At 67.2% G+C, this 24,748-nt stretch carries 19 protein-coding genes and 4 pseudogenes; 10 read left to right on the top strand and 13 right to left on the bottom strand.

Annotated features, from left to right (window positions below):
• Nucleotides 1-10: 10 nt before the first annotated feature.
• On the bottom strand, nt 11-988 hold the full coding sequence (locus ACW9PK_RS06110; RefSeq protein WP_144933048.1) for a 2-hydroxyacid dehydrogenase: 978 nt from the start codon (nt 986-988) through the stop codon (nt 11-13).
• A 179-nt stretch (nt 989-1,167) separates the two neighbouring features.
• Nucleotides 1,168-1,788 (bottom strand): superoxide dismutase, encoded by a 621-nt coding sequence (locus tag ACW9PK_RS06105; protein ID WP_035962724.1) that lies wholly within the window; start codon nt 1,786-1,788, stop codon nt 1,168-1,170.
• Nucleotides 1,789-1,950: 162 nt separating this feature from the next.
• Between ACW9PK_RS06105 and ACW9PK_RS06100 the strand changes: the two genes are divergently transcribed.
• Nucleotides 1,951-2,607 (top strand): GNAT family N-acetyltransferase, encoded by a 657-nt coding sequence (locus ACW9PK_RS06100; RefSeq protein ID WP_457017063.1) that lies wholly within the window; start codon nt 1,951-1,953, stop codon nt 2,605-2,607.
• Nucleotides 2,608-2,687: 80 nt separating this feature from the next.
• On the opposite strand, the gene ACW9PK_RS06095 is transcribed toward ACW9PK_RS06100, so the two are convergent.
• From ACW9PK_RS06095 to ACW9PK_RS06070, 6 genes are all read right to left on the bottom strand, one after another.
• The gene (locus tag ACW9PK_RS06095; RefSeq protein ID WP_368835657.1) at nt 2,688-3,296 is read right to left on the bottom strand and encodes a hypothetical protein; all 609 of its coding nucleotides are present in this window, start codon (nt 3,294-3,296) and stop codon (nt 2,688-2,690) included.
• Nucleotides 3,297-3,711: 415 nt separating this feature from the next.
• Nucleotides 3,712-5,676, bottom strand: coding sequence for an amylosucrase (locus ACW9PK_RS06090; protein ID WP_457017061.1), 1,965 nt, complete (start codon nt 5,674-5,676; stop codon nt 3,712-3,714).
• Between the two features lie 512 nt (nt 5,677-6,188).
• Entirely contained in the window at nt 6,189-7,175 is a 987-nt protein-coding gene (locus ACW9PK_RS06085; protein WP_457017059.1) for an ABC transporter substrate-binding protein, read from the bottom strand.
• A complete protein-coding gene (locus ACW9PK_RS06080) occupies nt 7,172-7,849 on the bottom strand; it encodes an ABC transporter permease (RefSeq protein ID WP_064846971.1) in 678 nt (225 codons plus the stop codon). Before ACW9PK_RS06080 ends, ACW9PK_RS06085 begins: the two co-directional genes overlap by 4 nt.
• On the bottom strand, nt 7,846-8,649 hold the full coding sequence (locus tag ACW9PK_RS06075) for an ABC transporter permease (RefSeq protein WP_240919029.1): 804 nt from the start codon (nt 8,647-8,649) through the stop codon (nt 7,846-7,848). Before ACW9PK_RS06075 ends, ACW9PK_RS06080 begins: the two co-directional genes overlap by 4 nt.
• Nucleotides 8,646-9,812: an ABC transporter ATP-binding protein gene (locus ACW9PK_RS06070; RefSeq protein WP_144997545.1), complete on the bottom strand. Its 1,167-nt coding sequence runs from the start codon at nt 9,810-9,812 to the stop codon at nt 8,646-8,648. The genes ACW9PK_RS06075 and ACW9PK_RS06070 overlap by 4 nt, the downstream gene beginning before the upstream one ends.
• 157 nt (nt 9,813-9,969) lie before the next feature.
• Here ACW9PK_RS06070 and ACW9PK_RS06065 point away from each other — a divergent pair, with 157 nt between their 5' ends.
• Nucleotides 9,970-10,104, top strand: coding sequence for a hypothetical protein (locus tag ACW9PK_RS06065; protein ID WP_259462927.1), 135 nt, complete (start codon nt 9,970-9,972; stop codon nt 10,102-10,104).
• A gap of 94 nt (nt 10,105-10,198) precedes the next feature.
• On the opposite strand, the pseudogene ACW9PK_RS06060 reads toward ACW9PK_RS06065, so the two are convergent.
• Nucleotides 10,199-10,810 (bottom strand): annotated as a pseudogene (locus tag ACW9PK_RS06060) (ISL3 family transposase); the annotation flags it as partial.
• 401 nt (nt 10,811-11,211) lie between these two features.
• On the opposite strand from ACW9PK_RS06060, the gene ACW9PK_RS06055 reads away from it, so the two are divergent.
• The 3 genes from ACW9PK_RS06055 to ACW9PK_RS06045 all read left to right on the top strand — a co-directional run bounded on the left by ACW9PK_RS06055 (nt 11,212) and on the right by ACW9PK_RS06045 (nt 15,886).
• Nucleotides 11,212-12,537: an ISL3 family transposase gene (locus ACW9PK_RS06055; RefSeq protein WP_457017055.1), complete on the top strand. Its 1,326-nt coding sequence runs from the start codon at nt 11,212-11,214 to the stop codon at nt 12,535-12,537.
• Nucleotides 12,538-12,939: 402 nt separating this feature from the next.
• Nucleotides 12,940-14,244, top strand: coding sequence for an ISL3 family transposase (locus ACW9PK_RS06050; protein ID WP_368845122.1), 1,305 nt, complete (start codon nt 12,940-12,942; stop codon nt 14,242-14,244).
• Between the two features lie 304 nt (nt 14,245-14,548).
• Nucleotides 14,549-15,886 carry an ISL3 family transposase gene (locus ACW9PK_RS06045; protein ID WP_207387849.1) on the top strand — a complete coding sequence of 446 codons (1,338 nt, stop codon included), beginning with the start codon at nt 14,549-14,551 and terminating at the stop codon, nt 15,884-15,886.
• Between the two features lie 103 nt (nt 15,887-15,989).
• Here the strand turns inward: ACW9PK_RS06045 and ACW9PK_RS06040 are convergent, their stop codons facing one another.
• The gene (locus ACW9PK_RS06040) at nt 15,990-17,051 is read right to left on the bottom strand and encodes a YeiH family protein (protein WP_029212122.1); all 1,062 of its coding nucleotides are present in this window, start codon (nt 17,049-17,051) and stop codon (nt 15,990-15,992) included.
• A gap of 123 nt (nt 17,052-17,174) precedes the next feature.
• Between ACW9PK_RS06040 and ACW9PK_RS06035 the strand changes: the two genes are divergently transcribed.
• The 3 genes and pseudogenes from ACW9PK_RS06035 to ACW9PK_RS06025 all read left to right on the top strand — a co-directional run.
• Nucleotides 17,175-18,044 (top strand): LysR family transcriptional regulator, encoded by an 870-nt coding sequence (locus tag ACW9PK_RS06035; RefSeq protein WP_230403920.1) that lies wholly within the window; start codon nt 17,175-17,177, stop codon nt 18,042-18,044.
• A gap of 123 nt (nt 18,045-18,167) precedes the next feature.
• A complete protein-coding gene (locus ACW9PK_RS06030; protein WP_368844989.1) occupies nt 18,168-18,608 on the top strand; it encodes a recombinase family protein in 441 nt (146 codons plus the stop codon).
• 88 nt (nt 18,609-18,696) lie between these two features.
• Nucleotides 18,697-18,939 (top strand): annotated as a pseudogene (locus tag ACW9PK_RS06025) (IS982 family transposase); the annotation flags it as partial.
• A 3-nt stretch (nt 18,940-18,942) separates the two neighbouring features.
• Here ACW9PK_RS06025 and ACW9PK_RS06020 read toward each other — a convergent pair.
• A complete protein-coding gene (locus tag ACW9PK_RS06020) occupies nt 18,943-20,250 on the bottom strand; it encodes an ISL3 family transposase (RefSeq protein ID WP_457017051.1) in 1,308 nt (435 codons plus the stop codon).
• A 122-nt stretch (nt 20,251-20,372) separates the two neighbouring features.
• Here ACW9PK_RS06020 and ACW9PK_RS06015 point away from each other — a divergent pair.
• Nucleotides 20,373-20,639: pseudogene (locus ACW9PK_RS06015) on the top strand (IS982 family transposase); the annotation flags it as partial.
• 4 nt (nt 20,640-20,643) lie between these two features.
• On the opposite strand, the gene ACW9PK_RS06010 reads toward ACW9PK_RS06015, so the two are convergent.
• Nucleotides 20,644-21,948: an ISL3 family transposase gene (locus tag ACW9PK_RS06010; protein ID WP_457015429.1), complete on the bottom strand. Its 1,305-nt coding sequence runs from the start codon at nt 21,946-21,948 to the stop codon at nt 20,644-20,646.
• A gap of 130 nt (nt 21,949-22,078) precedes the next feature.
• Here ACW9PK_RS06010 and ACW9PK_RS06005 point away from each other — a divergent pair.
• A pseudogene (locus tag ACW9PK_RS06005) lies at nt 22,079-22,492 on the top strand (transposase); the annotation flags it as partial.
• A gap of 61 nt (nt 22,493-22,553) precedes the next feature.
• Here ACW9PK_RS06005 and ACW9PK_RS06000 read toward each other — a convergent pair.
• On the bottom strand, nt 22,554-24,743 hold the full coding sequence (locus tag ACW9PK_RS06000; protein WP_368845103.1) for an alkaline phosphatase PhoX: 2,190 nt from the start codon (nt 24,741-24,743) through the stop codon (nt 22,554-22,556).
• Nucleotides 24,744-24,748: the final 5 nt, after the last annotated feature.

Raw genomic sequence — 24,748 nt, 5'->3', positions numbered from 1 at the left:
GGGCGGGACGCTACGGCGTCACCTCGTACGGCGGCTTCTCACCGCGGGCCATGGCCACGGCGTTCTCCGCGGCCTTGCGAGCCATCCCCGCCCGTGAGCTCACTTCTGCGGAGCCCACGTGCGGCAGCAAGAACGCGTTGGGCAGATCGGCCAGCCCGTCCGCGAGCTCGGGTTCGTTCTCGAACACGTCCAGCCCGGCCGCAAAGATCTCCCCATCCCGCAGCGCCGAAACCAATGCATTTTCATCAACCACGGGGCCGCGGGCGGTGTTCACGAGCACCGCGGTGGACTTCATCCGCCGCAACACGTCCGCGTCGACCAGGTGCGTGGTGTCCTCGGTGAGCGGGACGTGCAGCGAGAGGTAGTCACTCGTCTCGACCAGTTCGTCCCACGGCACCTGGCGCACCCGCCCGGCCAGATCGTCCAGTTCGTCGTCGGAGACCGCGCGGTCCTCGGGCGGGCGCTGCGTGAAGATCACCGTCATGTCGAAACCCAGTGCCCTGCGGGCCACGGCCTTGCCGATCCTGCCCATGCCCGCAATCCCCAGGGTGGCCCCGGTGACGTCCTGACCGACCAGCAGTTTGGGTCCGATCCCCGTGAACTTCCCGTCCCGCAGGTACTCGGCGGCCTCGTGGGCACGCCGCGCGGCGCCGAGCAGGAGCAACATGGCGGTGTTGGCGGTCGCGTCATTGAGGACGTCCGGGGTGTTGCCCACGGCGATCCCGTGTTCGGCGGCCGCCGCGACGTCGATGTTGTTGTACCCCACCGCGTAGTTCGCGATCCCCCGGATCCGCGCCTCGCTCAGCAGCTCTGAGTCGAACCGGTCGGAGACCTGCGAGACCACCACGTCGTACTCGCCGCCGGTCACTGCCTCGCGCAGTTCGTCCGCGCTCATCCCGTCCCGGATCTCGACGTCGCCCGCGTCCTCCAGGATGGACGGCCCCGGTTCGGGGATCTCACGGGTGACCAGGAAACGCGGTGTCTTCATGAACTCTCCTCGGGTACGACACGCACCGACTCATGCGGCACGGACCGGGCGGGCGGGCGTGGGAGGTGGGGAGCGGCGTCGGCGGCGGCCGCCCGGAGGAACACGAAACCCCGCGCGGCCACGAGAACTGCCGTGCGGGGTTCCGAGGCACCCCGTGGGGTGCGGACTTCACATCCGGATCAGATGAGGGACTTGGCGCCGCCGCGAGCCTTCTCGAAGCGCTCGGCCACGTCCGCCCAGTTGACGATGTTCCAGAACGCCTTGACGTAGTCGGCCTTCACGTTCTGGTAGTCCAGGTAGAAGGCGTGCTCCCACATGTCCAGCTGCAGCAGCGGGATGGTGGCCACGGGCACACCGTTCTGCTGGTCGTACATCTGCTCGATCACCAGGTTGCCGGCGATGGGCTCGTACGCCAGGATGGCCCAGCCGGAGCCCTGGATGGTGGTGGCCACCGCGGTGAACTGGTCGCGGAAGGCGTCGAAGGAACCGAAGAAGTTGTCGATCGCCGCGGCGAGCTCACCCTCGGGCTTGTCGCCACCCTCCGGGGAGAGGTTCTTCCAGAAGATGGAGTGGTTAATGTGGCCGCCCAGGTTGAACTGGAGGTCCTTGGAGAGCTTGGCGGCACCGGCGGCGTCGCCGTTAGCGCGGGCCTCCTCCATCTTCTCGAGCGCGGTGTTGGCACCGGTCACGTAGGTGTTGTGGTGCTTGTCGTGGTGCAGCTGCATGATCTGGGCCGAGATGTGCGGCTCGAGCGCTGCGTAGTCATAGGGAAGATCGGGGAGAGTGAATTTTTCAGCCACGGTGAATCATCCTTCCTTTGCGGGTGCGTGATGCTTCAACTGTCCGTCGCTGCGGTTCGGCGGGTCAAGGACGTTCAGCCACTAGCGTATGTTTCATGGAGCCCGTCATCTTCCGTCACAACCGGTGCGTTGCCGCCCGGGCCGTGACCTATCCTCGGGCCCATGTCCACCCCCGATACTGCCCTGGAGGTCACCGCGACCGCGACCGGTTCCGGCGGCGCCACCGCGAGCGCCCACGCGCCGGGACGCGCCGCCGCCGCCCACGCCCCGTTGGCGGCCCGAACCGGCGAGGGCGACCCCGCGGGCCTCGAGATCGCGCGCGCGCAGGCTTCGCACGCGCAGGGCATCGTGAACCTGCGGGACCGTCTGGCGCGGTGGTTGCAGGGCCGGGGCATCGACCAGTGGCGCGAGGGCGAGTTCGACCCCGCCGAGGTGCGCCGCGAGATCGACCGCGGCGAGTGGTGGGTCGTGGAATCCCCTGTGCAGCCCGGCCTGATCCTGGCGAGCATCCGTGTGATCTGGGCGGATCCTGAGATCTGGGGCGAGCAGCCGGAGCCCGCCGGTTACACCCACGGGGTCGCGGTGGACCGCTCGCTCGCAGGCACCGGCACGGGTGCCCGGCTGATCCGCACCGCAGAACGGGTGATCGTCGAGTCCGGACGGAGCGTCTCCCGCCTGGACTGCGATGACGAGAACCCGGTGCTCAAGCGTTTCTACACGGGTCTGGGCTACACGCCCCGCGGTGCCGTGGATTTCACCGTCCCCCGGTTGGATTACCGGGTCACGGTCATGCGCATGGAGCGCCGCCTCAGCCCGTAATCCGGTGCCGACGGGCGCCGCGGGACACCCCCCCCGTTGGTCCCGGTGGCGTCCGCACAGCTCTCAGTAGTAAGCGCGTTTCAAGCGGTTCGCGCGCGTCGCCGCCCCGTGGCCTTGCGGTGCGTTCCCGCGTGCCTGCCGTGGGCAGCAGCCCGCACGCCGTGGCCGGTGCCGCGAGAGGGATGCTCGGTCGACGACGTCGCCAACTCCCCCGGCTGCCCCGCGGCCAGATCCCGCCGCATGCGTTCCAGCCCCTGGGCAAGTCGGCGGCGGGCCATCATCCGGGCCCACGGGCGCTTCCACCACAACCCCCCGCGCAGTCGGAAATCCGCGCGCAGCTGGACGGTCACCCCCGAGCTCGTGGGCTGCCACGCGTACTCCATGATCACGTCCGCGAACCCCTTGGTGGTGCGCAGCATGAGCGATTCACCGGGCACGCGGTCCGCGACGATCATGACGTAGTCGAACGTGAACGGCCCCACCGGAGCGTCGAACTCGATCGCCGAGCCCACGTGCAGTTGATCGTCCAGGGACGTGGGCCACGTGACGTGGATCCCGAACCATCGGCCCATCCCCCTGGGCCTGCCCAGGGCCAGATCGAACTCCTGGGCGGTGACCGCCACGTCCTGCTCCACGAGCAGCGAGAATCCGTGGTCGGTGGAATCGACCTCGGAGATGCGAACAGACATGTTTCCCCCTTGGTGCGTGCTTCCCCCCATGGCGTTCGTCCCACCGAACACCAACTACACGCGAGTAACTTATGACGCTCAGTCTGATGCAAAGACGACAAGCCGTCACTCCGCCGGGGGAAGTGTGACGCGTCCACAAGAGGTGGAGAAAAGTTATCCACAGGGGTGGAAAAGTCTGTGCACAATTCGAACACAGTTTCGACGCACACACCCTGGGCAGGCGCCGCAACGGCAGAAAACGACGCATGACCAGGGTAAATACCGAACAAGCGTCTGGCCAACCGGGTCGAATGACAGTCGTGTGACTTATCCACTCCTGTGGAGAAACGTTGTGGATAACGCTCACTGCCCGCTTATCTGCGTTGAGTTACCCCCTTTTAGGGGGCAGTTATGTGACGCTGTGATTTCCGCGGTGTCAGGAGGTGGGAATCACGCGCAGCCACCGAAAACCGTGAGCCTCCACCAGGATCCCCCCGCGCAGGTCCACCCGCTCGTTCTCGTGCAGCATGGTCGCCGAGGGCAGGAAACCGCTCAGCGTCTCACCCGTGACGAACTGGGGCCAGTCGCTGAAGTTCGCCAGGCACAGCACCACGCTGTGCTCGCCGGGACGCTGATAGCCCAGGACATGGCGGTTGTGCGTGATGAACGGGATGAGCGCGGTGCCCTCGAACTCCGGGGTGGCACGGCGCACCGAGATCATCCCCCGGATCCCGCCGAAAATCCGCCCCTGCACCGAGAACAGGTCGTGGCGGCGATCGTAGTCGTCGCGGGGGTAGCGCGGGCGATGGACCCAGCGGGCGTCGTCCGCGGCGTCCGGGTTTTCGTCCCAATGGACGTCGTTGCGCTGACCCACCTCGTCACCCAGGTAAAGCAGGGGGACTCCGCCGGTGCTCATGGCCAGCGAATGCGCCAGCAGGATCCGGTCCACGGCCGGACCCGGCTCGGTCTCCAGACCCAACAGGGACGCGGTGGTGCCGCAGATCCGGCAATCGCCCGTGCGGGGGTTGCCCTGGAACGCCACGCCGTGCGCGAAGCTACCGGGGTGGCGCCCGGTGTAGAAGGCGTTAAGGAAGCGGCGGTGGTCGTGGCCATCGACACCCAGGCGAGCGGCGTCGTCGTCGGAGAACGTCCACCCAATGTCGTCATGGCCGCGCACGTAGTTGACCCACGCGGTGCCCGCTGGCGTCTCGTGACGTTCGGCGAGCGCGGCGGAGAGCAGGGAGACATCCCGGGTGGCCATGGCCTCCCATGTGAGGGCCATCTGCAGGGGGTTGTAGGACAGCGCACACTGGTCCGGGTGGACGTAGCGGATGACCTCGTCCGGGTGGACGATCGCCTCCGACTTGAACTCCACGGCCGGGGCGGCCAGGGCCGTCACGGCGTTGAACGCGCGCAGCAGATCGTGGACCTGTGGCTGGGACTCGCACGAGGTGCCGAGTTGCTTCCAGATGAACGCCACGGCGTCCAGGCGCAGCACCTGGGCCCCCTGGTTGGCCAGGAACAGCATTTCCGCGGCCATGGCGTGGAAGACGTGGGGGTTGGAGTAGTTGAGGTCCCACTGGAAGCGGTGGAACGTGGTCCATACCCACCGGGGATCCGGGTCGTAGGGGCTCGCGTCCCGTCCCGCCGGCGTGCTGTCCACGCGCGTGAACACCCCGGGGTGGTCATCCGGGAAGATCTCCCGCGCGGTGCGCTCGAACTCGTCCGGCACGGTGCGCTCCGAGTACATCCAGTAGAAGCGTTCGTAGAACGGGTCCCCGGCGGCCGCGGCCCGGGCCCACTCATGCTCGTTGGAGGTGTGGTTGAACACGAAGTCCAGCACCAGGGCGATCCCCTGGGCCCGCAGTTCGGCCGCCAGGTCCGCGAGCTCTGCCATGGTCCCCAGCTCCGGGTCCACCCGGCGGTAGGAGGACACCGCGTACCCCCCGTCCGAGTTGCCGGCGGGGCTCTCGTAGAGGGGCATGAGGTGCAGGTAGGTCAGCCCGAGTTCTTCGAAGTACGGGATCTTCTCCCGGATCCCCGCGAGGTCCCCGCCGTAGCGGTCCACGTAACACACCCCGCCCACGGCCTCCCGGGACGTGAACCACGGCAGTTGGTCCTCGCGGCGGCGGTCCAGGTCCTTGAGGTCCCGGGGGCGCTGCACATAGGCCTCCCACGCGGTGAGGACGGCGCGGGTCACGGTGTCCCAGATACCGAGCCCGGGTCCGTAGACCGCGTGCAAGGAGGTGATCAGACGGTCCAGCTGACGGCTGAGCCGACCAAGGAAGACGGTGCGTTCCTCGGGGGTCGCGCGCGTATCCAGCGCGAGATGCTCCCGCACCGATTCGAGTACGTGTTCGCGATCGGTGGTGTCCCGGGGGATCGAGGGTTCGGACAGCACGGGAATGCCTCCTCGGTTGACGCACGTCACGTGCGTGGGGAGTCATGGTGCCCGGGATCCCCCTTGATGCCGAGCTCGGATCGACCGCCTCCGCGTTCCCGCGGGCCGGTTGCGTCCAGGATACGGGCGCGGTTGCACCCGACGCTCAGGTGACGTCCGCGTGACTCGTCCCCGCACCCCGTATTCACCCCACAGGTTGTGCACAGAGTTATCCACAGGTGTGGAAACCATGGCGCGTTCCCGGGTGGGCCACGTGGGGCGATACCTCTGAAACCCCAGGTCAGAGCGATATGACGCGAATCCCCAGCGGGTGTGGACAAGCCTGTGCAGAACCGCGCACACGGTCGTGGAGAACGCGCTCGGCCGGGCGCGGATGAACGGAACATGACGAACGCCCGGTGCTTCCCCATGCGGGGAGCACCGGGCGCTCCCACCCCGTGGGGTGGATTCCGGACGTCACCAGGTGACCCTGACGGCGGTTCGTCGGCCGACGTCGCTGCGGGTGTCGCGGATCAGGAGGCCTTCTCGTACCCGTGGTCGGAGAGCCACTGCTTGGCGGCGTCCGCGGGGTTCTGCTGCTGGTCCCCGCTGACCTTGCGGTTGAGGTCGATCAGGTCCTGGGTGGTCAGCTTGGTGGAGAACTCGTTCAGCGCGTCCACCGCGTTCTGCGGCAAGCGGTCCGGGGCGGTGAGCGGGAGCACCTGCTGGGCGATGAAGTTGTTCTTGGGGTCCTCGAGCACCGTGAGGTGCTGGTCCTGGATGGCCGGGGTGGTGGTGAAGATGTCCGCCACCTGGGCGTCGTCCTGGGTCAGGGCCTGCACGGTGAGGGGGCCACCGCCGTCGTTGATGGGCTGGAAGGATTTGAAGGAGCAGTCGTACTTCTGCTTCAACCCGTCCACGCCGTAGGCGCGTTCCTGGAACTCCGGCGGGCCAGCCATGATCAGGTCCCCGCACACCGAGGAGAGGTCCTCGATGGACGTCAGACCGTACTTCTCCGCGGTGGCCTGTGTGACCACCAGGGCGTCCTTGTTCTCCGCGCGGGAGGGGTCGAGCACCGAGAGCTGCTGGCCCTCCAACGCGGAAGGCAGTGCCTTCATGATGTCCTCGGCGGAGGCCGCGGTGGCGTCCTTGTCCGCGAAGAGCAACAGGTTCCCGGAGTAGTCCGGGACCACGTCCACGGAACCGTCCTTGACGGCACCCACGTAGGCCTCGCGCGCGCCGATGCCCGGCTTGGTCTCCACCGTGACGCCCGCGTCCCGCAGCACCCCGGCGTAGAGCTCGGCGATGACCTGCGACTCGGGGAAGTCCGCAGAGCCCACGGTGACGGCGTCCGAGGAGCCGCCTGAGGCGGCGTGGCCCGAGTTCTCCGCGAGCGGGTCGGAACCGCCGCCGCACGCGGTGAGGGCGAACACGGCCGTGGCGGTCATGGCCGCCCACACGGCGGGGCGGAGGGCGCGGTGCGCAGCGCGCGTGCGCTGCGTAGAGGGGGACGGTGTCATGGTCGATCTCCTGCCAGTCTAAGGCCCGGCGACGTCACCAGGCGTTGTACGAGAGCGAGTACTGCATCCGCGGCCAGTGCGAGCACGGCCACGAGTACCACGGACGCGAGCATGCGCGCGTAGTCACGCACCGCGAGCCCGTCGATCAGATAGCGGCCCAGACCGCCCAGGTTGATGTACGCCACGATGGTCACGGTCGCGAGCACCTGCAACGCGGCATTGCGGATCCCGCCCAGGATCACCGGCAGCGCCACGGGGATCTCCACGCGCGTGAGTACCTGACCCTCGGTCATGCCCATGGAACGGGCGGCGTCCACGAGCGCCGGGGAGACCGCGGCGACCCCCGAGTACGTGCCCGAAAGGATGGGCGGGATGGCCAGCAACACGAGCGCCAGGATGGGGGGCATGAGCCCCAGCCCCATGAGCAGCGTGAACAGGCTCAGCAGACCCAGGGTGGGCAGCGAGCGCAATGCGCCGGCCAGGCCCACGATCACGCCACCGCCGCGGCGTGTGTGGCCCACCCACAGGCCCAGGGGCACGGCGATCGCGAGCGCGATCCCCATGGTCAGCACGCTGTAGCCCACGTGTTCGAGCAAACGCTGCGGGATCCCGGTGGCTCCGCTCCAGTTGGCGGGGTCGGTCAGGAACTGCGCGGCTTCCGAGAACAGGTTCACGCGCAATCACCCCGGGCTTCCACCGCGGCGACGGCGCCCGCGCCGCCGGGCGCACCGGCCACGGAATCGCGGCCCTCGGGGTCCCCGCCCCCGGGCCGGTCGGCTCGGCCGTTAGCGCTGTCGTGCCGCGCCGCGCCGGCACGACGCCGCTCGCGCGCCGTCGTGGTCCCCGTGCGCTGCCAGCGGGTCAGGACATGGCCGAGCAGACGCAAGAGCTGATCCAGCACGATCGCGATCAGCACGGTGGCCACGATGCCCACCACGATCTCCGAGACGATTGAGCGGCGCAGCCCGTCCGTGAACAGGGTGCCCAGGGACTGGATGCCGATCACGGCGCCCACGGAGACCATGGAGATGTTGGAGACCGTGGCCACGCGCAGCCCCGCAATCATCACGGGCACCGCCAGCGGCAGTTCCACCCCGAAGAAGCGGCGCACGGGTTTGTACCCCAGCGAGGTGGCGGCCTGGAGGACATCTCGGTCCAGGGACTCGAACGCGTCCACGCACGAGCGCACCAGGATTGCGATCACGTACAGGGTCAGCGCCACGATCACGTTGACCACGGACGTGATGCCCGTGCCCAGGATCAGCGGCAGGACCACGAACAGGGTCAGCGAGGGGATCGTGTACAGCAGTGACGAGCCCGTGACGAACACCGGACGCAACCAGCGTCTGCTCGTGGCCAACCGGGCAAGCGGGACGCTGATCAGCAGGCCCACGACCACGGGCACGATGGACTGGATCAGGTGCGCGCCAGCGAGGTCCAGGACCGTGGACCAGTTGTTCGACAGCCAGTTCACGAGCGTTCCGACCTGTCGTAGCGCGCCGAGCGCTGCTCTTCGACCGCGCGCATTACGTCCTCGCCGGGCACTACGCCCGCCACGGAGCCGTCGCGGTGCACGGCCACGGCCTGCCCGGACGGGGAGGACAGGGCGGCGTCGAGCGCGGTGCGCAACGACCCGCCGTCGTGCCACAGGGTCCCTCCCACACGCAGTTCCTCGCGCGCGGCCGGTTCTCCGGACGCCGTCACGGGCAGCCAGCCCAGCGGGTGGCGGCGCTCGTCCACCGCGAGCACCCAGTCCGACGACGACGCCGCTCCCGCCGCCTGCCACGGCGCGGGGTCCTCACTGCAGGGGCCCACCAGGAAGCGCTCGCCGGTGTCCACGACCAGAACCGTGACGGGCTGCAGTGCCACGGAGGCGTTGTCGAAGCTCAGCGAACGGAACCCGCGGTCACGGCCGATGAAGTCCGCGACGAAGTCGTCCGCGGGGGCCCGCAGCAGTTCCTCCGGGGTCGCGTACTGCGCGAGCCTGCCCCCGCGCGCGAACACGGCCACGCGGTTGCCCAGCAGGATCGCCTCGTCGATGTCGTGGGTCACGAAGATGATGGTGCGGTGCAACCGCTTCTGCAGGTCCAACAATTCGCTCTGCAGGTCCTGGCGCACCACGGGGTCCACGGCGGAGAACGGTTCGTCCATGAGCAGGATGGGCGGATCCGAGGCCAGGGCACGTGCCACGCCCACGCGTTGTTGCTGACCTCCGGACAACTGCGCCGGGTACCGGGTGGCCACGGACTCGTCCAATCCCACCGAGCCCAGCAACTGCCGGGCGTGCGCGCGGGACTCCCGTTTGGACACCCCGTTCAGCCGGGGGACCGTGGCGATGTTGTCCTCCACGGTCTTGTGGGGCAGCAGACCCGATTGCTGCATCACGTACCCCATGGAGCGGCGCAGCTTGGCGGCCGGGATGCTCGCGACGTCCTGACCGTTGACCTCCACCGTCCCCGAGGAGGGCTCCACCATGCGGTTGAGCATCCGCAGGGACGTGGTCTTGCCGCAGCCGGATGGGCCCACGAACACCGTGAGGGAACCCGCGGGAACGTCCAGGTCCAAGTTATCCACCGCGGCAGTACCGTCCGAATAGACTTTGCTCACCCCGCGGTAGCGGATCGCCAGATCGGTCATGGGGCCGTATCCCTTCGTAGCCGTGGTTTCATCCTAACGGCGCAAAACCATCGGTGAGCGGACCATTTCCAGATTCGTGACGGTTCACCCGGTGGAGCCGTCACAAGTGCCGCTGAAGCATGCCGTCCGGAAGGAAGGCACGAGGAAGACGTCCGCGATGGCGGCCAAGGATCGGAACCGCCTGGGCAGCACCAGCGAGTCCGGACTGGACCAGAAGCTGCGCGAGCGGGGACAACGCGCGGCCACGCGCGCCCCCAAGCCCCAACCACAGCGATGGGCGGAACACTCGTAAATGCCCCACCCATTTTATTTTGCACTCACGCGCGCCGCTCACGAGTCAGATTTGTATGATGTCCCGCGTCTGGATGAACACCGGGATTGCCGGCTCATCGCATTCGAGGGTATAGGTGTGGTCTGAATCCTCCAGCCTCGAGCAGGCTCCCGGTGATGAAGTTGGTGAGGTTGCCGAAACCGAAAGCGGAGCCGCGCAGGTGCTCAACGCGCCCATTGATCGCCTCTGTCGGCCCGTTGCTGATACCTGACCGGTCGAAGAACGCGAACACGTCGAAGGCGCGTTGCCTAAAGGTGGGGCCAAGCTTGCGGATATCGACGAGCGTAGCCGGGACGCCGCTGCTAAGCGCGTGGATCACCGCTTGCATCATCTGCTTCGCCTTCTTCTTCTCGGGCTCGCGGTAGGCGGGGACAATGCGCTGGTAAATGCCCCAGGTCGCTTCGACCTCGACATGCTCCTCGATCGCGAACACGGCGTTGAAGCGGGCGGTGTGCTTCTCGGTGAGCAGACCGGCACCGGCGTGCAGGACCCGGCGCGCCTTCTACAGCGGGTCGCCGACGCCGCCACGATGCCCCAGAGTGTCCTGCTGGACGCGCTGCCGGCACCGGTCGAGGGCGTCGCCGGCCAGACGAAAGACATGGAACGGGTCCATCACCGGGACCGCGTCGGGCAGCTCTTCCGCCGCGGCGGCCTTTAACCCGCTGAACTTACGCCACCACGGATCACCCCCGACGACACGACACTCAATGACCGCCCGATCCGGGTCGAGTCGCTGCCCGACGGCTTCGAGGCCAAGTACGGCGAGGCGGCAGAACGTGATCAGGCACAGCGCGGCGAAGGTAGCGATGAACACGTCGAGCTCTTCCGGATGGTGAGTGCAAAACCTCCATCCACGGGGACCCCGACGTCCATACGACCACCGCCGCGCGAACCCCCACCACACCCCCAACCACGAAGAACCAGATTGCCAGTATCGCACTGATGATGAAAACGGGCTCTTCAGAGTTGAGTGTGGGCGCGCCGGTGGTGCGGGGTAGCTGGGGATAGACGTCGAGGTCCTCGATGATGAGCGGACTCTTACCTCTGCTCGCACCAAGGACCTCGACAATGCTTAACCATAGTTGCGTATGCCCTGACGCGCTCGATCGCTGCGACCGATGCGATCTCCTCCTCGACTTCCCCGGCCTCCACCTGGTCTCGGTCACGCAGGCTCCCTCGGGCCTGGTGCTCGAGGTGGAGTCCTGCGTTCCGGTCCAAGGCTGTCCCGGCTGCGGAGTCATCGCTACTGGTCACGGCCGTGTGGTGGTCGAGGTGACCGATGCGCCCTGGGCTGGCAGGCCGGTGCGGGTCCGATGGCGCAAGCGCCGCTGGATCTGTCACGAGGACGTTTGCGCGGTGGTCTCGTTCGTCGAGCAGGACCCGGAGGTCTGTGCGCCGCGCGGTCTGCTGAGCACACGCGCGATCCGGTGGTCCATCGGTCAGCTCCGGGCCGAGGGAGCGACGATCCAGGGCCTGGCCCGGCAGCTCGGCACGACCTGGAACACCCTCTGGACTCAGGTCCGCCCCGTCCTGGCCACGGCCGCTGACGACCCGGTCCGGTTCGAGAACGTGCAGGTCCTGGGCGTGGACGAACACATCTGGCATCACCGCGACCCCCGCCGGCGCGGTCCGAAAGAGCTCACCGGGATGGTCGACCTGACCCGCGGACCCCACCCCACCGCCAGGCTCCTCGACCTCGTCCCCGGCCGATCCGGCAAGGCCTACCGCGACTGGCTGGACGAGCGGGGCGAAGGGTTCCGGAAGCGGGTCGAGATCGCGACGTTGGACCCGTTCCAGGGATACAAGAACGCGATCGATGACCAACTCGAGGACGCCACCTGCGTGCTGGATGCGTTCCACATCGTCAAGCTCGCCGGCGCGGCAGTCGATGACGTCCGCCGCCGGATCCAACAGGAGACCCTCGGCCACCGAGGCCGCAAGGGCGACCCCCTCTACGGCATCCGCCATGTTCTCCGCGCCGGGCGAGAACGCCTCACGTCTCGCCAGCAGACTCGCCTGGAAGCTGCGTTCACGGCCCATCCCGATCACATCGCGGTCGAAGTCGCCTATCGCTGCGCTCAGGACCTTCGGGACGTGTTCCACCAGCCCACGCCTGCACGAGGACGCCAGCTTGCCGAAAAACTCATCGCCTCGCTGCCGACCTGCCCGATTCCCGAGATCGCCAGGCTCGGAAAGACCCTGAGACGCTGGAAGACCGCGTTCCTGGCCTACTTCGACACCGACGGCGCGAGCAACGGTGGTACCGAGGCCATCAACGGGATCATCGAACTCGGCCGCCGCATCGCCCGCGGCTTCCGCAACTTCGAGCACTACCGCCTCCGCATGCTCCTCATCACCGGTGGACTCGACGCCTCACCCCACACTCAACTCTGAAGAGCCTGAAAACGCAGATCAAATATGCGCCGGCCGGTCTTGAGATCCTTGTCTACGTCCTATTCACTCGCACTACCGGACCTGTAGGCGTTCGAATCCCACCGCATCTGCTTTCCCCAGACGGCATCGGAAACGACGAAAAAGGATGTCATGAGAGACCCTAGACAGAAAAACGCCAGAGTCAGGGCCAAGGGGAAAACAACCCCCTTAGAAATCAGCAACCATCCGCATATGGTCAATCCGATCACTGCAAACGCACTGCAGTAAACTGGCCCTTCACAGATGAGCATGGGTAGCGGTGTGCGCGTGGGCGTCTCGAGGGGTGTGTTGTGAGGTCTGGGTAGAGGTCGAGGCCTCCAGGATGGGTAGCGACCAAGCAACCCGATCCATGAAGGCCTCGACGTGTCTCATGCTATCTGCGCGCCCGCGTGCGCGCTCTTCGACCTGCCCGACGTCCATGTCAGGGCCGTGGAACGCGGACCACGCTCGTTCACCGTGGTGGTGGAGACTTCTCCGACGCTGGTGGGGTGCCCGTCCTGCGGGGTGCTCGCCACCGGCCACGGCCGCCGGGAGGTCGTGCTCCACGATCTGCCCTGCGCTGGGGTGCCCGTGCGGGTGGTGTGGCGCAAGCGGATCTTCAGGTGCCGGGAGGACGCCTGCGAGGTCGTGACGTTCAGCGAGGTCCACGAGCTGGCCGCGCCGCGGGCCAAGCTCACCACCCGCGCGATCGCCTGGGCGGTGACGCAGCTGCGCTCCCACGACATCGCGGTCTCCGCCCTGGCGGACATGCTCGGAGTCGCCTGGAACACCGTCTGGCACGCCGTGGCCCCGGTCATCGAAGGCCAGCTGGCCGCGGAGGATCGGCTGGCCGGGGTGGACGCCCTCGGTGTCGACGAGCACGTGTGGCGCCACGTGGGTCCACCCGGCACCGGGCTGGTCACCGGGATCGTGGACCACTCCCGCGGCGAGGACGGCCGGCCCCGGGCGCGACTGCTGGACCTGGTCAAGGGGCGCACGGGGGCGGCCTACGGCGACTGGCTCACCGAGCAGGGTCCGGCGTTCACGAGCGGGATCCGCACGGCGACGCTGGACCCGTTCCACGGCTACGCCAACGCCATCCGCGACGAACTCCCTGAGGCGATCACCGTCCTGGACGCCTTCCACGTGGTGAAACTCGGTGGGCAGGTCGTGGACGAGGTGCGTCGTCGGGTGCAGCAGGACACCCTGGGCCACCGGGGCCGGGCCGGGGACCCGCTCTACGGGATCCGCCGCACCTTGCAGATCGGCGCCGAGCACCTCACCGCCAAACAGATCACCCGGCTCAACACCAAGCTTGAGGCCGGGGACCCGCACCACGAGGTGACCCTGGCCTGGCACTGCTATCAGAAGCTGCGTGCGATCTACCACGCCCGCCCCGAGACCGGCCGCCGGCTGGTCGCCGAGATCCTTGCCGCCTTCCCGTCCTGCCCGATCCCGGAGATCGCCCGGCTCGGGCGGACCCTGCGCCGGTGGAAGGCCGCGATCCTGGCCTACTTCGACACCGCCGGGGCCTCCAACGGGCCCACCGAGGCCGTGAACGGGGTGATCGAGACGATGCGCCGGGTCGCCCGCGGCTTCCGGAACTTCGACAACTACCGCCTACGCGCCCTGCTCGCCGCCGGCGGACACCGGCCGTGGCGCAAGACCGCTACCCATGCTCATCTGTGAAGGGCCGGTTAACAGGGGTGGTTTCCACCTATTTCGCTCTAGCGATTCTTTCCTATCATCACCGCAGTGGCCACCTCAGCGATCACCATCATCTACAGCCGATGATTACTCGAAAGAATTATTGACACCATCTTTTAGGGGTGGCTTGTGAAAAAGTGAATTATCCGACGCTAAGGTTTTGCCTGGCGCCGTAGCGGCCTGTATTTGCCGGGTTTGATGGCCCTTCCCAAATTAGTGTGGGTAAAGGCCCAAGCGGGGTGCGTGTCACGGGGGTCGGGTAGGGGTCGAGGCCTCCAGGATGGGGGTGCTGAATCCAACCGTCCTCGAAGGCCTCGATGTGTCCCATGCTATGTGCGCGCCGGCGTGCGCGCTCTTCGACCTGCCCGATGTCCACGTGCTCACGATCGAGCGGCACCGCTCCTCGTTCACCCTGGTGGTCGAGACCGTGCCGTCACTGGTGGGCTGTCCGGCTTGCGGGGTGCTCGCCGTCGGCCATGGCCGGGTGGCGGTGCTGCTGCACGACCTGCCTTGCGCCGGGGTGCCCGTGCGGGTGGTCTGGCGCAAACGCCGCTACCGCTGCCATGAGACGGCGTGCGAGGTGACGACCTTCAGTGAGGTCCACGAGCTGGCGGCACCGCGGGCCAAGCTCACCACCCGCGCGATTGCTTGGGCGGTGACGCAGCTGCGCTGCCACGACATCGCGGTCTCGGCCCTGGCCGAGATGCTCGGGGTCGCCTGGAACACCGTCTGGGACGCCATCACTCCAGTCATCGAGGCCCAGCTGGCCGCCGAGGACCGGCTGGCCGGGGTGGACGCCCTGGGCGTGGACGAGCACGTCTGGCGCCACGTGGGCCCACCCGGCACTGGGCTGGTCACCGGGATCGTGGACCACTCCCGCGGCGAGGACGGCCGGCCCCGGGCACGACTGCTGGATCTGGTGCCCGGGCGCACGGGGGCGGCCTACGGCGACTGGCTCATCGAGCAGGGGCCGGCGTTCACGAGCGGGATCCGCACGGCGACGCTGGATCCGTTCCACGGTTACGCCAATGCCATCCGCGACGAGCTCCCGGAGGCGATCACCGTTCTCGACGCTTTCCATGTGGTCAAGCTCGGCGGGCAGGTCGTCGATGAGGTCCGCCGCCGCGTGCAGCAGGACACTCTGGGCCACCGCGGGAGAGCCGGGGACCCGTTGTACGGGATCCGCCGCACCCTGCAGATCGGCGCCGAGCACCTGACCGAGAGGCAGGTCCGCCGACTCAACGCAAAGCTCGAGGCCGGGGACCCGCATCACGAGGTCACCCTTGCCTGGCATTGCTACCAGAAGCTGCGCGCGGTCTACCACGCCCGCCCCGAGCAGGGGCGCCGGCTCGTCGCCGAGATTCTCGGTGCCTTCCCGTCCTGTCCCATTCCGGAGATCGCCCGGCTCGGACGGACCTTACGCCGGTGGAAGGCCGCGATCCTGGCCTACTTCGATACCGCAGGAGCCTCGAACGGGCCCACGGAAGCGGTCAATGGCGTCATCGAGACCATGCGTCGCGTCGCCCGCGGCTTCCGCAACTTCGACAACTACCGGTTACGGGCTCTGCTCGCCGCAGGCGGTCATCGCCCCTGGCGGAGAACCGCTACCCACACTCAGCTGTGAAGGCCCGGTTTGATGTGGTTGGCGCGGGGCCAGGTGTAGTCACCGGTGAGGTTGATGTGTTCCCATCCCAGGGGTGATAATGACGCCCTGGTGCTGGCCATGTTCAGCCTGCGAAGGTGACTCCGCAGTAGGCGATCGTTGCGACGAGAACGGTGGAGAGTGCGGCTAGGGCGAAGGGCTTGAGGCCCACCTTGACGAGGTTCCGAACCTTGACGCCGCAGCCGAGTCCGAACATCGCTGCAGCCAGCAGTCCTGTCTGCAGCAGCCCACCGGCCATCAGCACGGTGCCCGGCAGAGGGATGAAGGAACGCACGAACACCATCGCGATGAACCCGATGATGAACAGCGGGACGACGGGCGGCAGCTTCGAATGCGACATCTGTTGACCGGGTTCGCCTGCCGTACGGCTGAGACGGCGCTGCCGGATGCTAAGGATGGCCACGACAGGGGCGAGCAGCAGCACTCGGGCGAGTTTGACGATGACCGCGACCGTGAGCGCTCCGCCACCGATGATGCCTCCAGCGGCGACGACTTGCGCGATTTCATGGATGGAACCCCCTGCCCACATCCCGGCCGTCTCGGAGCCCAGGCCAAGCAGGTCCGTGATCAGTGGGACGAGGGGAATCATCAGCGTTCCGAAGATCACCACGAGGGCGACCGCGGTGATGGTGTCTTCCTCGGCCTCGTCGTCCGGATCGGTGACCCCTGCCGCGCCCGCCACGGCTGCCGCGCCGCAGATGGAGAATCCGCAGGCGATTAGCAGCGAGAGCCCGGATGGAACCCGTAGCAGCTTCCCCAGGAGAACGGTGCCGAACAGTCCGCCGGCGACAATGCACACGATGACGACCAGCATCGGGGCTCCGAGTTCGAGGATGTCTGTCAGTACCAGTTGGAGTCCGAGGAAGACGATGCCGGCGCGCAGGAGCTTTTTCGCGGAGAAGTCTATGCCGTCGGAGGCTGCCGCTGGCAGCCGGACGACGTTGGCCAGGAGTACGCCAAGCACGATCGCGATAATGAGCGGGCTGACTCCCGGCAGCAGCAGGCTGACCCCGTACGATGCTCCGGCCGCGGCGAGGCAGAGGACAAGCCCGGGCAGCAGCGCGCGGACTCGGGCAAGCAGCGTGTGTTCCGGTCGGGCGGTCGCAACGTCCTGGGCATGGGTCATGCATCCATCATTTCCTCGGACCGCTCGTGCGAGTAGAGGCAGATACCGTCCGCCATACAAGTTATGCTTGTGCTTGGGAGGCGGAAGATGCGCAACGGGCCGGACTTGGAGGCACTGCGAGCCTTGGCGCTCGTCGTGAAGGAAAGCAGCATGTCGGCGGCAAGCACGCAGTTGGGCGTGAGTCAGCAGGCGGTGTCTCTGCGCATCCGGAAACTGGAAAAAGATTTGCGCGTGCGACTCCTGGTGCGTTCTGCACGGGGTTCGCGATTGACTCCGGCGGGCGAGCTGATTGTCGGCTGGGGAACAACGCTGCTGACGGCGGCCGATGAGTTCTCGGATGCTGTCGATTCGCTCCGCACGGATCGCGGGAAGATGATGCGCATCGCCGCGAGCCTCACGATCGCAGAACACCTCCTACCGGAATGGATCGCCCGGTGGCGCATCTCTCACGGCGATGACGGCCCGGTCGTTCAGCTCACAGCCGCCAACAGCAGCACGGTCGTCGAGGCCATACGCGAGGGAACCGCAGACCTCGGGCTCATCGAGACCCCTGTCGTTCCCGCCGGCCTTCGGTCAGTCACTGTTGCTTACGACACCATCGAAGTCGTTGTGCAGCACGGTCACCGGTGGGCGAAGACCCGCCAGGTGTCCGTTCGTGAACTGGCGGCCACTGGGTTGGTGCTCCGCGAGACCGGCAGCGGCACCCGACGAGCGCTCGAGAACGCCCTCGCCGTGGCGGGCTTTCCACTCGCAGCCGAGCCCGCAGCCGTGCTGACGACCACGCTCGGCGTTCGCAGCGCGATTATGGCCGGCATCGCCCCCGGCGCGCTGAGCTCCCTCGCAGTGTCCGAGGACACCCGTGCCGGCCGACTCGTCCGAGTTCGGATCAACAATCTCCAGATCACCCGCCCGCTCACCGCCATCTGGGCGGGGACGGCTCCGCCGCCTCATGTACGGGACTTCCTGGATGTCATCGCCCGAACTGACCGGTAACGATCGTTCGCGAGACACTCCAGGGCATGTGTATCGAACCGCAGAACTGCGCGGCAAGTTTTGTAATGCTTCCCGTGTACGTGCCTGTGTAATGCTCAGCAGGGTTGGTGATACGTTTTGGTGATGCGAGTCGGATACGGACGGGTCTCTACCCGCGATCAGCACCCCGAAGCCCAGCATGACGCCCTGACCGCGGCCGGCTGCGAGCAGATCTTCCTCGACATGGCCTCAGGGAAACTGGCACGCAGGCCCGAACTGGACAAGGCCCTACTCTCAGCCAACAGGGCAGGGGATCAGCTTGTCGTCACCAAGCTCGACCGGCTCGGCCGGTCGCTGGAGAACCTTATCGATCTGTCCAAGACGCTGCAGGAACGCGGTGTGGACTTGGTCGTCCTGGACCAGGGCATCGATACCTCCACAGCCATCGGTCGGATGTTCTTCCAGATCCTCGGCTCGATCGCCGAGTTCGAACACGCCCTGATGTCCGAACGGACCCGTGACGGGCTGGCCGCGGCCCGTGCGCGGGGCCGGACCGGCGGGCAGAAACCGAAACTAGATGAATAAGTCCTAATTCCGCGTGTTTGCAGAATAGATCCCCAGCAATCTCGCTGGGGGTCTATTAATTGCCGGCGGAGGGTGTTAAGCCTTTGGTGTGAACAATCAACTGAACACCCTCCTGACAACACTCTACATCGATTTGGAAGATCGCATAATGCCCGAGATCGGCTACACGCGATCGCACCAACCGGGGCGCAAACCACTGCTCTCCGACGCCGAATTACTGTGCCTGGTCGTCGCCCAGCAACTGATGCAGTTCAATTCCGAGACCCGATGGATACGCCATGCCCGAGCCCACCTGCGTGAGATGTTCCCCAACGTGCCCACCCAATCCGGCTCATCACAAAGCAGGGTGTAGTTGGGGTCTGAATCCGCCGGTCTCGAGCAGCGATCTGGCTATGTAGTGGACGAGGTTGCGGAAGCCGAGGGCTGAGCCGCGGAGGTGTTCGAGCCGACCGTTCAGGGCCTCGGTGGGGCCATTCGAGGTGCCGGGCCGGTCGAAGTAGGCGAGGATGTCAGCGGCCCGCTTGTTCAGGGTGCGGCCCAGCACGATAACCTCCTTCAGAGCGGCGGGGACACCGCTGCCGACGGCGTCGATGACGGCCTGCATGCGGATGCGTCCCGTGGCCCGGTCGGGTTCCCGGTAGGCAGCGATCATCTTCTGGTAGATGCCCCAGGTGGTCTCGACCTCGACGTGGTCATCGCCGGCGAACAGGGTCTCTAGGCGGGTCTTTTGTCGGGCGGTGAGCAGGTCCAGACCGGTGTGGAGGGTGCGGCGGGCCCGGTAGAGCGGGTCGGTGGCACGGCCGCGGTGGCCGTGGAGGTCTTGCTGGACCCGCCTGCGGCATTGGTCGAGGGCATCCCCGGCGAGGCGGATCACGTGGAATGGATCCATCACAGCAGTGGCATCGGGCAACTCTTCGGTGGTGGCGGTCTTGAACCCGGTGAAGCCGTCCATCGCGACGACCTCCACCCCGGCCCGCCACTGCTTGGGACGGGCAGCGAGCCAGGTCTTGAATGCTTGCTTGGAGCGGCCCTCGACCATGTCCAACAAGCGTGCCGGGCCGGTGTTGTCCCTGATCGGAGTGAGGTCGATGATCACGGTGACGTATCTGTCGCCGCGGCGAGTGTGGCGCCAGACGTGCTCGTCGACGCCGAGCACGCGCACGCCGTCGAACCGCTTCGGGTCATCAATCAGGACCCGCCGGCCTTCGGCCAGGACGGCGTCGTTGGCGGTGTTCCACGACACGGCCAAGCCTTCGGCGATCCGGGCGATGGTGAGGTGGTCGACCACGAGTGCTTCCAGCGCCCAGCGCAGCGCCCGCCGGGACAGCTTGGATCGCGGTTCGGCGGCCTTGCTCATGTCCTGGCGCCACACGTGTTCGCACTCGGAACACCGGTAGCGGCGCACCGTGATCAGCAGGACGGTGGGTCGCCAACCGAACGGCTCGTGCGCCAACCGGCGAACCACGCTGCCGCGCGGGGTTCCCTCACAGCCGCACCGTCGGCACCACGGGTCGGGATTGGCGACCCGGCAGGCCAGTACCGCCTGGTTCGGCTCCACATGCTGGCCGATGACCTCGAGGCCGAGCTCATCGAGGCGGGTGAACGTGGTCAGGTCAGGGCTAACGAAGGTAGCGTGGGGCACGTCGAGGTCTTCCGGATGGGCAGTGTGAGAACTTCCATCTTCGGGAGGCCTCGACCCCCATCCACGTATCGACGCGCCGCACAGCTCAAGACACCGCTACACCCTGCTTTATGATGAGCCCCCAATCCGGCTACAACAAACGCGTCCGCGCCGCCGGTGTCCTGATAGCTGCGGTCATCACCGAACTCGCCCGCGACACACCCTCCTGGCACGAGGACCTGCGCCTGCTCGACTCCACTCCGGTGCCCTGCGGCAAGAGCCGCGAGACTGCCAAGCGTTCCGATCTCGCCGGGCATGCGTCCTATGGCTACTGCGCCTCCCATTCACGTTATTTCTGGGGCTTCCGGCTCTATCTGATCAGCGCACCGGATGGCATGCCCATTATCTGGCCCTTCACAGATGAGCATGGGTAGGGGTCTTGCGCCACGGCCGGTGTCCGCCGGCGGCGAGCAGGGCGCGTAGGCGGTAGTTGTCGAAGTTCCGGAAGCCGCGGGCGACCCGGCGCATCGTCTCGATCACCCCGTTCACGGCCTCGGTGGGCCCGTTGGAGGCCCCGGCGGTGTCGAAGTAGGCCAGGATCGCGGCCTTCCACCGGCGCAGGGTCCGCCCGAGCCGGGCGATCTCCGGGATCGGGCAGGACGGGAAGGCGGCAAGGATCTCGGCGACCAGCCGGCGGCCGGTCTCGGGGCGGGCGTGGTAGATCGCACGCAGCTTCTGATAGCAGTGCCAGGCCAGGGTCACCTCGTGGTGCGGGTCCCCGGCCTCAAGCTTGGTGTTGAGCCGGGTGATCTGTTTGGCGGTGAGGTGCTCGGCGCCGATCTGCAAGGTGCGGCGGATCCCGTAGAGCGGGTCCCCGGCCCGGCCCCGGTGGCCCAGGGTGTCCTGCTGCACCCGACGACGCACCTCGTCCACGACCTGCCCACCGAGTTTCACCACGTGGAAGGCGTCCAGGACGGTGATCGCCTCAGGGAGTTCGTCGCGGATGGCGTTGGCGTAGCCGTGGAACGGGTCCAGCGTCGCCGTGCGGATCCCGCTCGTGAACGCCGGACCCTGCTCGGTGAGCCAGTCGCCGTAGGCCGCCCCCGTGCGCCCCTTGACCAGGTCCAGCAGTCGCGCCCGGGGCCGGCCGTCCTCGCCGCGGGAGTGGTCCACGATCCCGGTGACCAGCCCGGTGCCGGGTGGACCCACGTGGCGCCACACGTGCTCGTCGACACCGAGGGCGTCCACCCCGGCCAGCCGATCCTCCGCGGCCAGCTGGCCTTCGATGACCGGGGCCACGGCGTGCCAGACGGTGTTCCAGGCGACTCCGAGCATGTCCGCCAGGGCGGAGACCGCGATGTCGTGGGAGCGCAGCTGCGTCACCGCCCAGGCGATCGCGCGGGTGGTGAGCTTGGCCCGCGGCGCGGCCAGCTCGTGGACCTCGCTGAACGTCACGACCTCGCAGGCGTCCTCCCGGCACCTGAAGATCCGCTTGCGCCACACCACCCGCACGGGCACCCCAGCGCAGGGCAGATCGTGGAGCACGACCTCCCGGCGGCCGTGGCCGGTGGCGAGCACCCCGCAGGACGGGCACCCCACCAGCGTCGGAGAAGTCTCCACCACCACGGTGAACGAGCGTGGTCCGCGTTCCACGGCCCTGACATGGACGTCGGGCAGGTCGAAGAGCGCGCACGCGGGCGCGCAGATAGCATGAGACACGTCGAGGCCTTCATGGATCGGGTTGCTTGGTCGCTACCCATCCTGGAGGCCTCGACCTCTACCCAGACCTCACAACACACCCCTCGAGACGCCCACGCGCACACCGCTACCCATGCTCATCTGTGAAGGGCCCATTATCTGGGGGCTGGCCAATCCCAAGATCGGCGAACGTGAAGTCACCGAAGCCCTCATCCGCCACGACCACCGCCTGGTGCGACCGGGCCAAACCATCCTGGCGGACAAGGGATTCGCCGGAAAGGAGTTCGAATCGTTCATCAGCGAGGAAGCAGCAGCTACGCTGATTCGCCCGGATCGCAAGGGCGAAGCCAAGAGATTCGGAAAGCTCAGCGGCACCCGTCAATGGATCGAATCGGTATTCGACACGGTCAAGGGCCAGCTCACGCTCGAAGAGCACGCAGGGCGAACCATCGCCGGCGTCTACGCACGCGTCGGTTCACGCCTGCTCGCCTTGGCTGCGGGCATCTGGCACAACTGGCGCCTCAACGCGCCGAACAAACGCTCATTGACTGCCTACGACCACTGAAACCAATAGGAATTAATCATCTAGGGGAACAGCCCCTTTTCCGCCGCCTTCCGCGGGCCGTCTACCGGCCCGTACCGGCCTGCGCCGAGGGGCGGTACACCTGGACGATCGACGGGCGGGGGGCGCTGGCCTCGCCGGGCGCCGGGCGCGCCTCCGAGGGGACGTAGTCCGGAAAGTACGAGTGGATCTCGGAGTAGGAGCCCTCCTCTCCCGGGTGCTGGACGGCAACGTAGACCATGGAGTCGTCGTCGTGGATGACCGGACCGCAGGTCTCGGCGTCGCGGGGGACCGAGAGGAACTGCTCGACCTTGCCGCGGTTCTTGCCGTCGACGGTGACCTTGAACAAGCCGTCGTTGTAGCCGATGCCGTCCGGGGCGCCGTCGGTGGAGATCCAGAGGTTTCCCTCGGAGTCGAACGCGACATTGTCCGGGCAGGAGATCGGGGAGACCTGGTCCGCGGGGAAGCCACTGAAGTAGGTCGCATCGCCCTGGGCGGGATCGCCGCAGAGCATCAGCAGGTCCCAATTGAACCGGGTGGCGGTGTGGTCGCCGCGGCGCTCGGTGATTTCCACAATGTGTCCATCGCGGTTCTCGGTCCGCGGGTTGGCCTCATCGGCCTGCGCGTTGGCGCCGACGCCGCGGTTGGAGTTGTTGGTGCACGCGATGTAGACCTTGCCGGACTTCAGGCTCGGTTCCACGTCTTCGCAACGGTCCATCTTGGTGGCCCCGACCGCGTCGGCGGCCAGACGGGTGAAGACCAGGACCTGCTCGATGCCCATGCCCTTGACTCGGCTCTTGCCGTCCTCGACGAGCGGCAGCCACTGGCCGGAACCGTCGAACTTGCCGTCGGAGGGGAGGTCGCCGGATCCGTCGATCTCGTTTTCGGAGGTACCGGAGAACCGGGCCACATACAGGTCCCCTTCGGTCAGCAAGGTCATGTTGTGGCGGCGGTCGTTCTTGCGGTACTTGCGCTTGGAGACGAACTTGTAGAGATAATCAAACCGCTCGTCATCGCCCATGTAGGCAACCACGTGCCCGCTGTCGGCGACGATGACGTTGGCGCCTTCGTGTTTGAAGCGGCCCAGGCTGGTGTGCTTGACGGGCGTCGAACGAGGATCCTCCGGGTCGATTTCGACGATGTAGCCGAAGCGGTGGGGCTCGTTGGCGAAGTCCTTGCCGCGGGCGTCGAAGCGCGGATCCTCGAGCTCCCAGCCCATGCCGGTGGCCTTGTTCTCCAAGCCATAGCGCTTGTCTTCGACGGAAGTGCCCGGGGTGCGGAAGAAGCCGTTGAAATTCTCCTCGCCGGAGAGGATTGTTCCCCAGGGGGTGGTTCCGCCGGAGCAGTTTCCCAGCGTGCCCTCGACGAAGCGTGCGCGGCGGTCCCGCTTGGTTTTCAGAAGCTCGGATCCTGCAGCTGGTCCGGTCAGCTCGAATTCGGTGTCGAGGGTGATTCTGCGATTCTTGTGGGCCCCGCAGACGTAGTCCCACGGCCCGGCGTTCTTCTTGCGTCGCAGTTCGACGACGCTCAGGCCGACGGCGTTGCGGAAGATGTTCCGGCGCTGGCGTTCCAGCGGCAGGGTCGCCCGTTGCAGCTCGATCACCTCGCGGGAGAGCTCGTAGATGCGCCGCGACACGTTCGGGTTGCCGGAGAAGAGCTGGTCGTCGATCTCGTCGATGTCGTTGGAGAGCCCGTCGACGACCGGTTCGTACTCATCCACCACCTGGTCGACCACCGCGTAGAGCACGGCGCGCGGCCCCAGGGACAGGAGCTCGGGCTCCTCCTGTTCCATGCGGTGCCGGACCTTGGCCAGGTCGGGGGACTCCGCATGCCGGACCGTGACGACGAAGTCCTCGCCGATGTAGACGTGCAGCTCGCCGAACTCGACCTTCTCGACGTCGTCCAGGTAGCGGGCCGGGCGCAATACCAGCAGCGAATGGTCCCCGTAGTGGTCCAGCTTGGCCCGCTGGTGGCCCTTCAGCGTGTCCTCGACGGCCAGCGCGTGCAACCCCAGCTCGCCGGCGACCGCCTGCAGCTCCTGCTCGCTGGGCCGGTAGAGCCCCAGCCACGCCATCCCCGAATGCTCGCGCATCTGCTGCACCGTGTGACCCAGTTCCGCCGGATCCTGCACCCGGTGCCCGTTGACATAGATCCCGTTATCGACAATGGCCATGACCACCTCCAGCGCATAGTCTGCCACCTGCCCGGCGGCCGCGCCCGTTGCCGGTCCCGCCGCGCCGGGGCCCGGTGCCACGCACT

It is taken from the genome of Kocuria sp. MNB10, from assembly GCF_054073685.1.
The sequence above is the reverse complement of the archived record's forward strand: the minus strand, read 5'-3'. Positions and strand labels throughout refer to the sequence as shown.

What these genes read in the sequence shown, in the direction of transcription:
- ACW9PK_RS06110 (WP_144933048.1), bottom strand. Translation starts at nt 988, where the DNA reads ATGAAGACACCGCGTTTCCTGGTCACCCGTGAGATCCCCGAACCGGGG.
- ACW9PK_RS06100 (WP_457017063.1), top strand. Translation starts at nt 1,951, where the DNA reads ATGTCCACCCCCGATACTGCCCTGGAGGTCACCGCGACCGCGACCGGT.
- ACW9PK_RS06095 (WP_368835657.1), bottom strand. Translation starts at nt 3,296, where the DNA reads ATGTCTGTTCGCATCTCCGAGGTCGATTCCACCGACCACGGATTCTCG.
- ACW9PK_RS06085 (WP_457017059.1), bottom strand. Translation starts at nt 7,175, where the DNA reads ATGACACCGTCCCCCTCTACGCAGCGCACGCGCGCTGCGCACCGCGCC.
- ACW9PK_RS06070 (WP_144997545.1), bottom strand. Translation starts at nt 9,812, where the DNA reads ATGACCGATCTGGCGATCCGCTACCGCGGGGTGAGCAAAGTCTATTCG.
- ACW9PK_RS06065 (WP_259462927.1), top strand. Translation starts at nt 9,970, where the DNA reads ATGGCGGCCAAGGATCGGAACCGCCTGGGCAGCACCAGCGAGTCCGGA.
- ACW9PK_RS06055 (WP_457017055.1), top strand. Translation starts at nt 11,212, where the DNA reads ATGCTTAACCATAGTTGCGTATGCCCTGACGCGCTCGATCGCTGCGAC.
- ACW9PK_RS06040 (WP_029212122.1), bottom strand. Translation starts at nt 17,051, where the DNA reads ATGACCCATGCCCAGGACGTTGCGACCGCCCGACCGGAACACACGCTG.
- ACW9PK_RS06030 (WP_368844989.1), top strand. Translation starts at nt 18,168, where the DNA reads ATGCGAGTCGGATACGGACGGGTCTCTACCCGCGATCAGCACCCCGAA.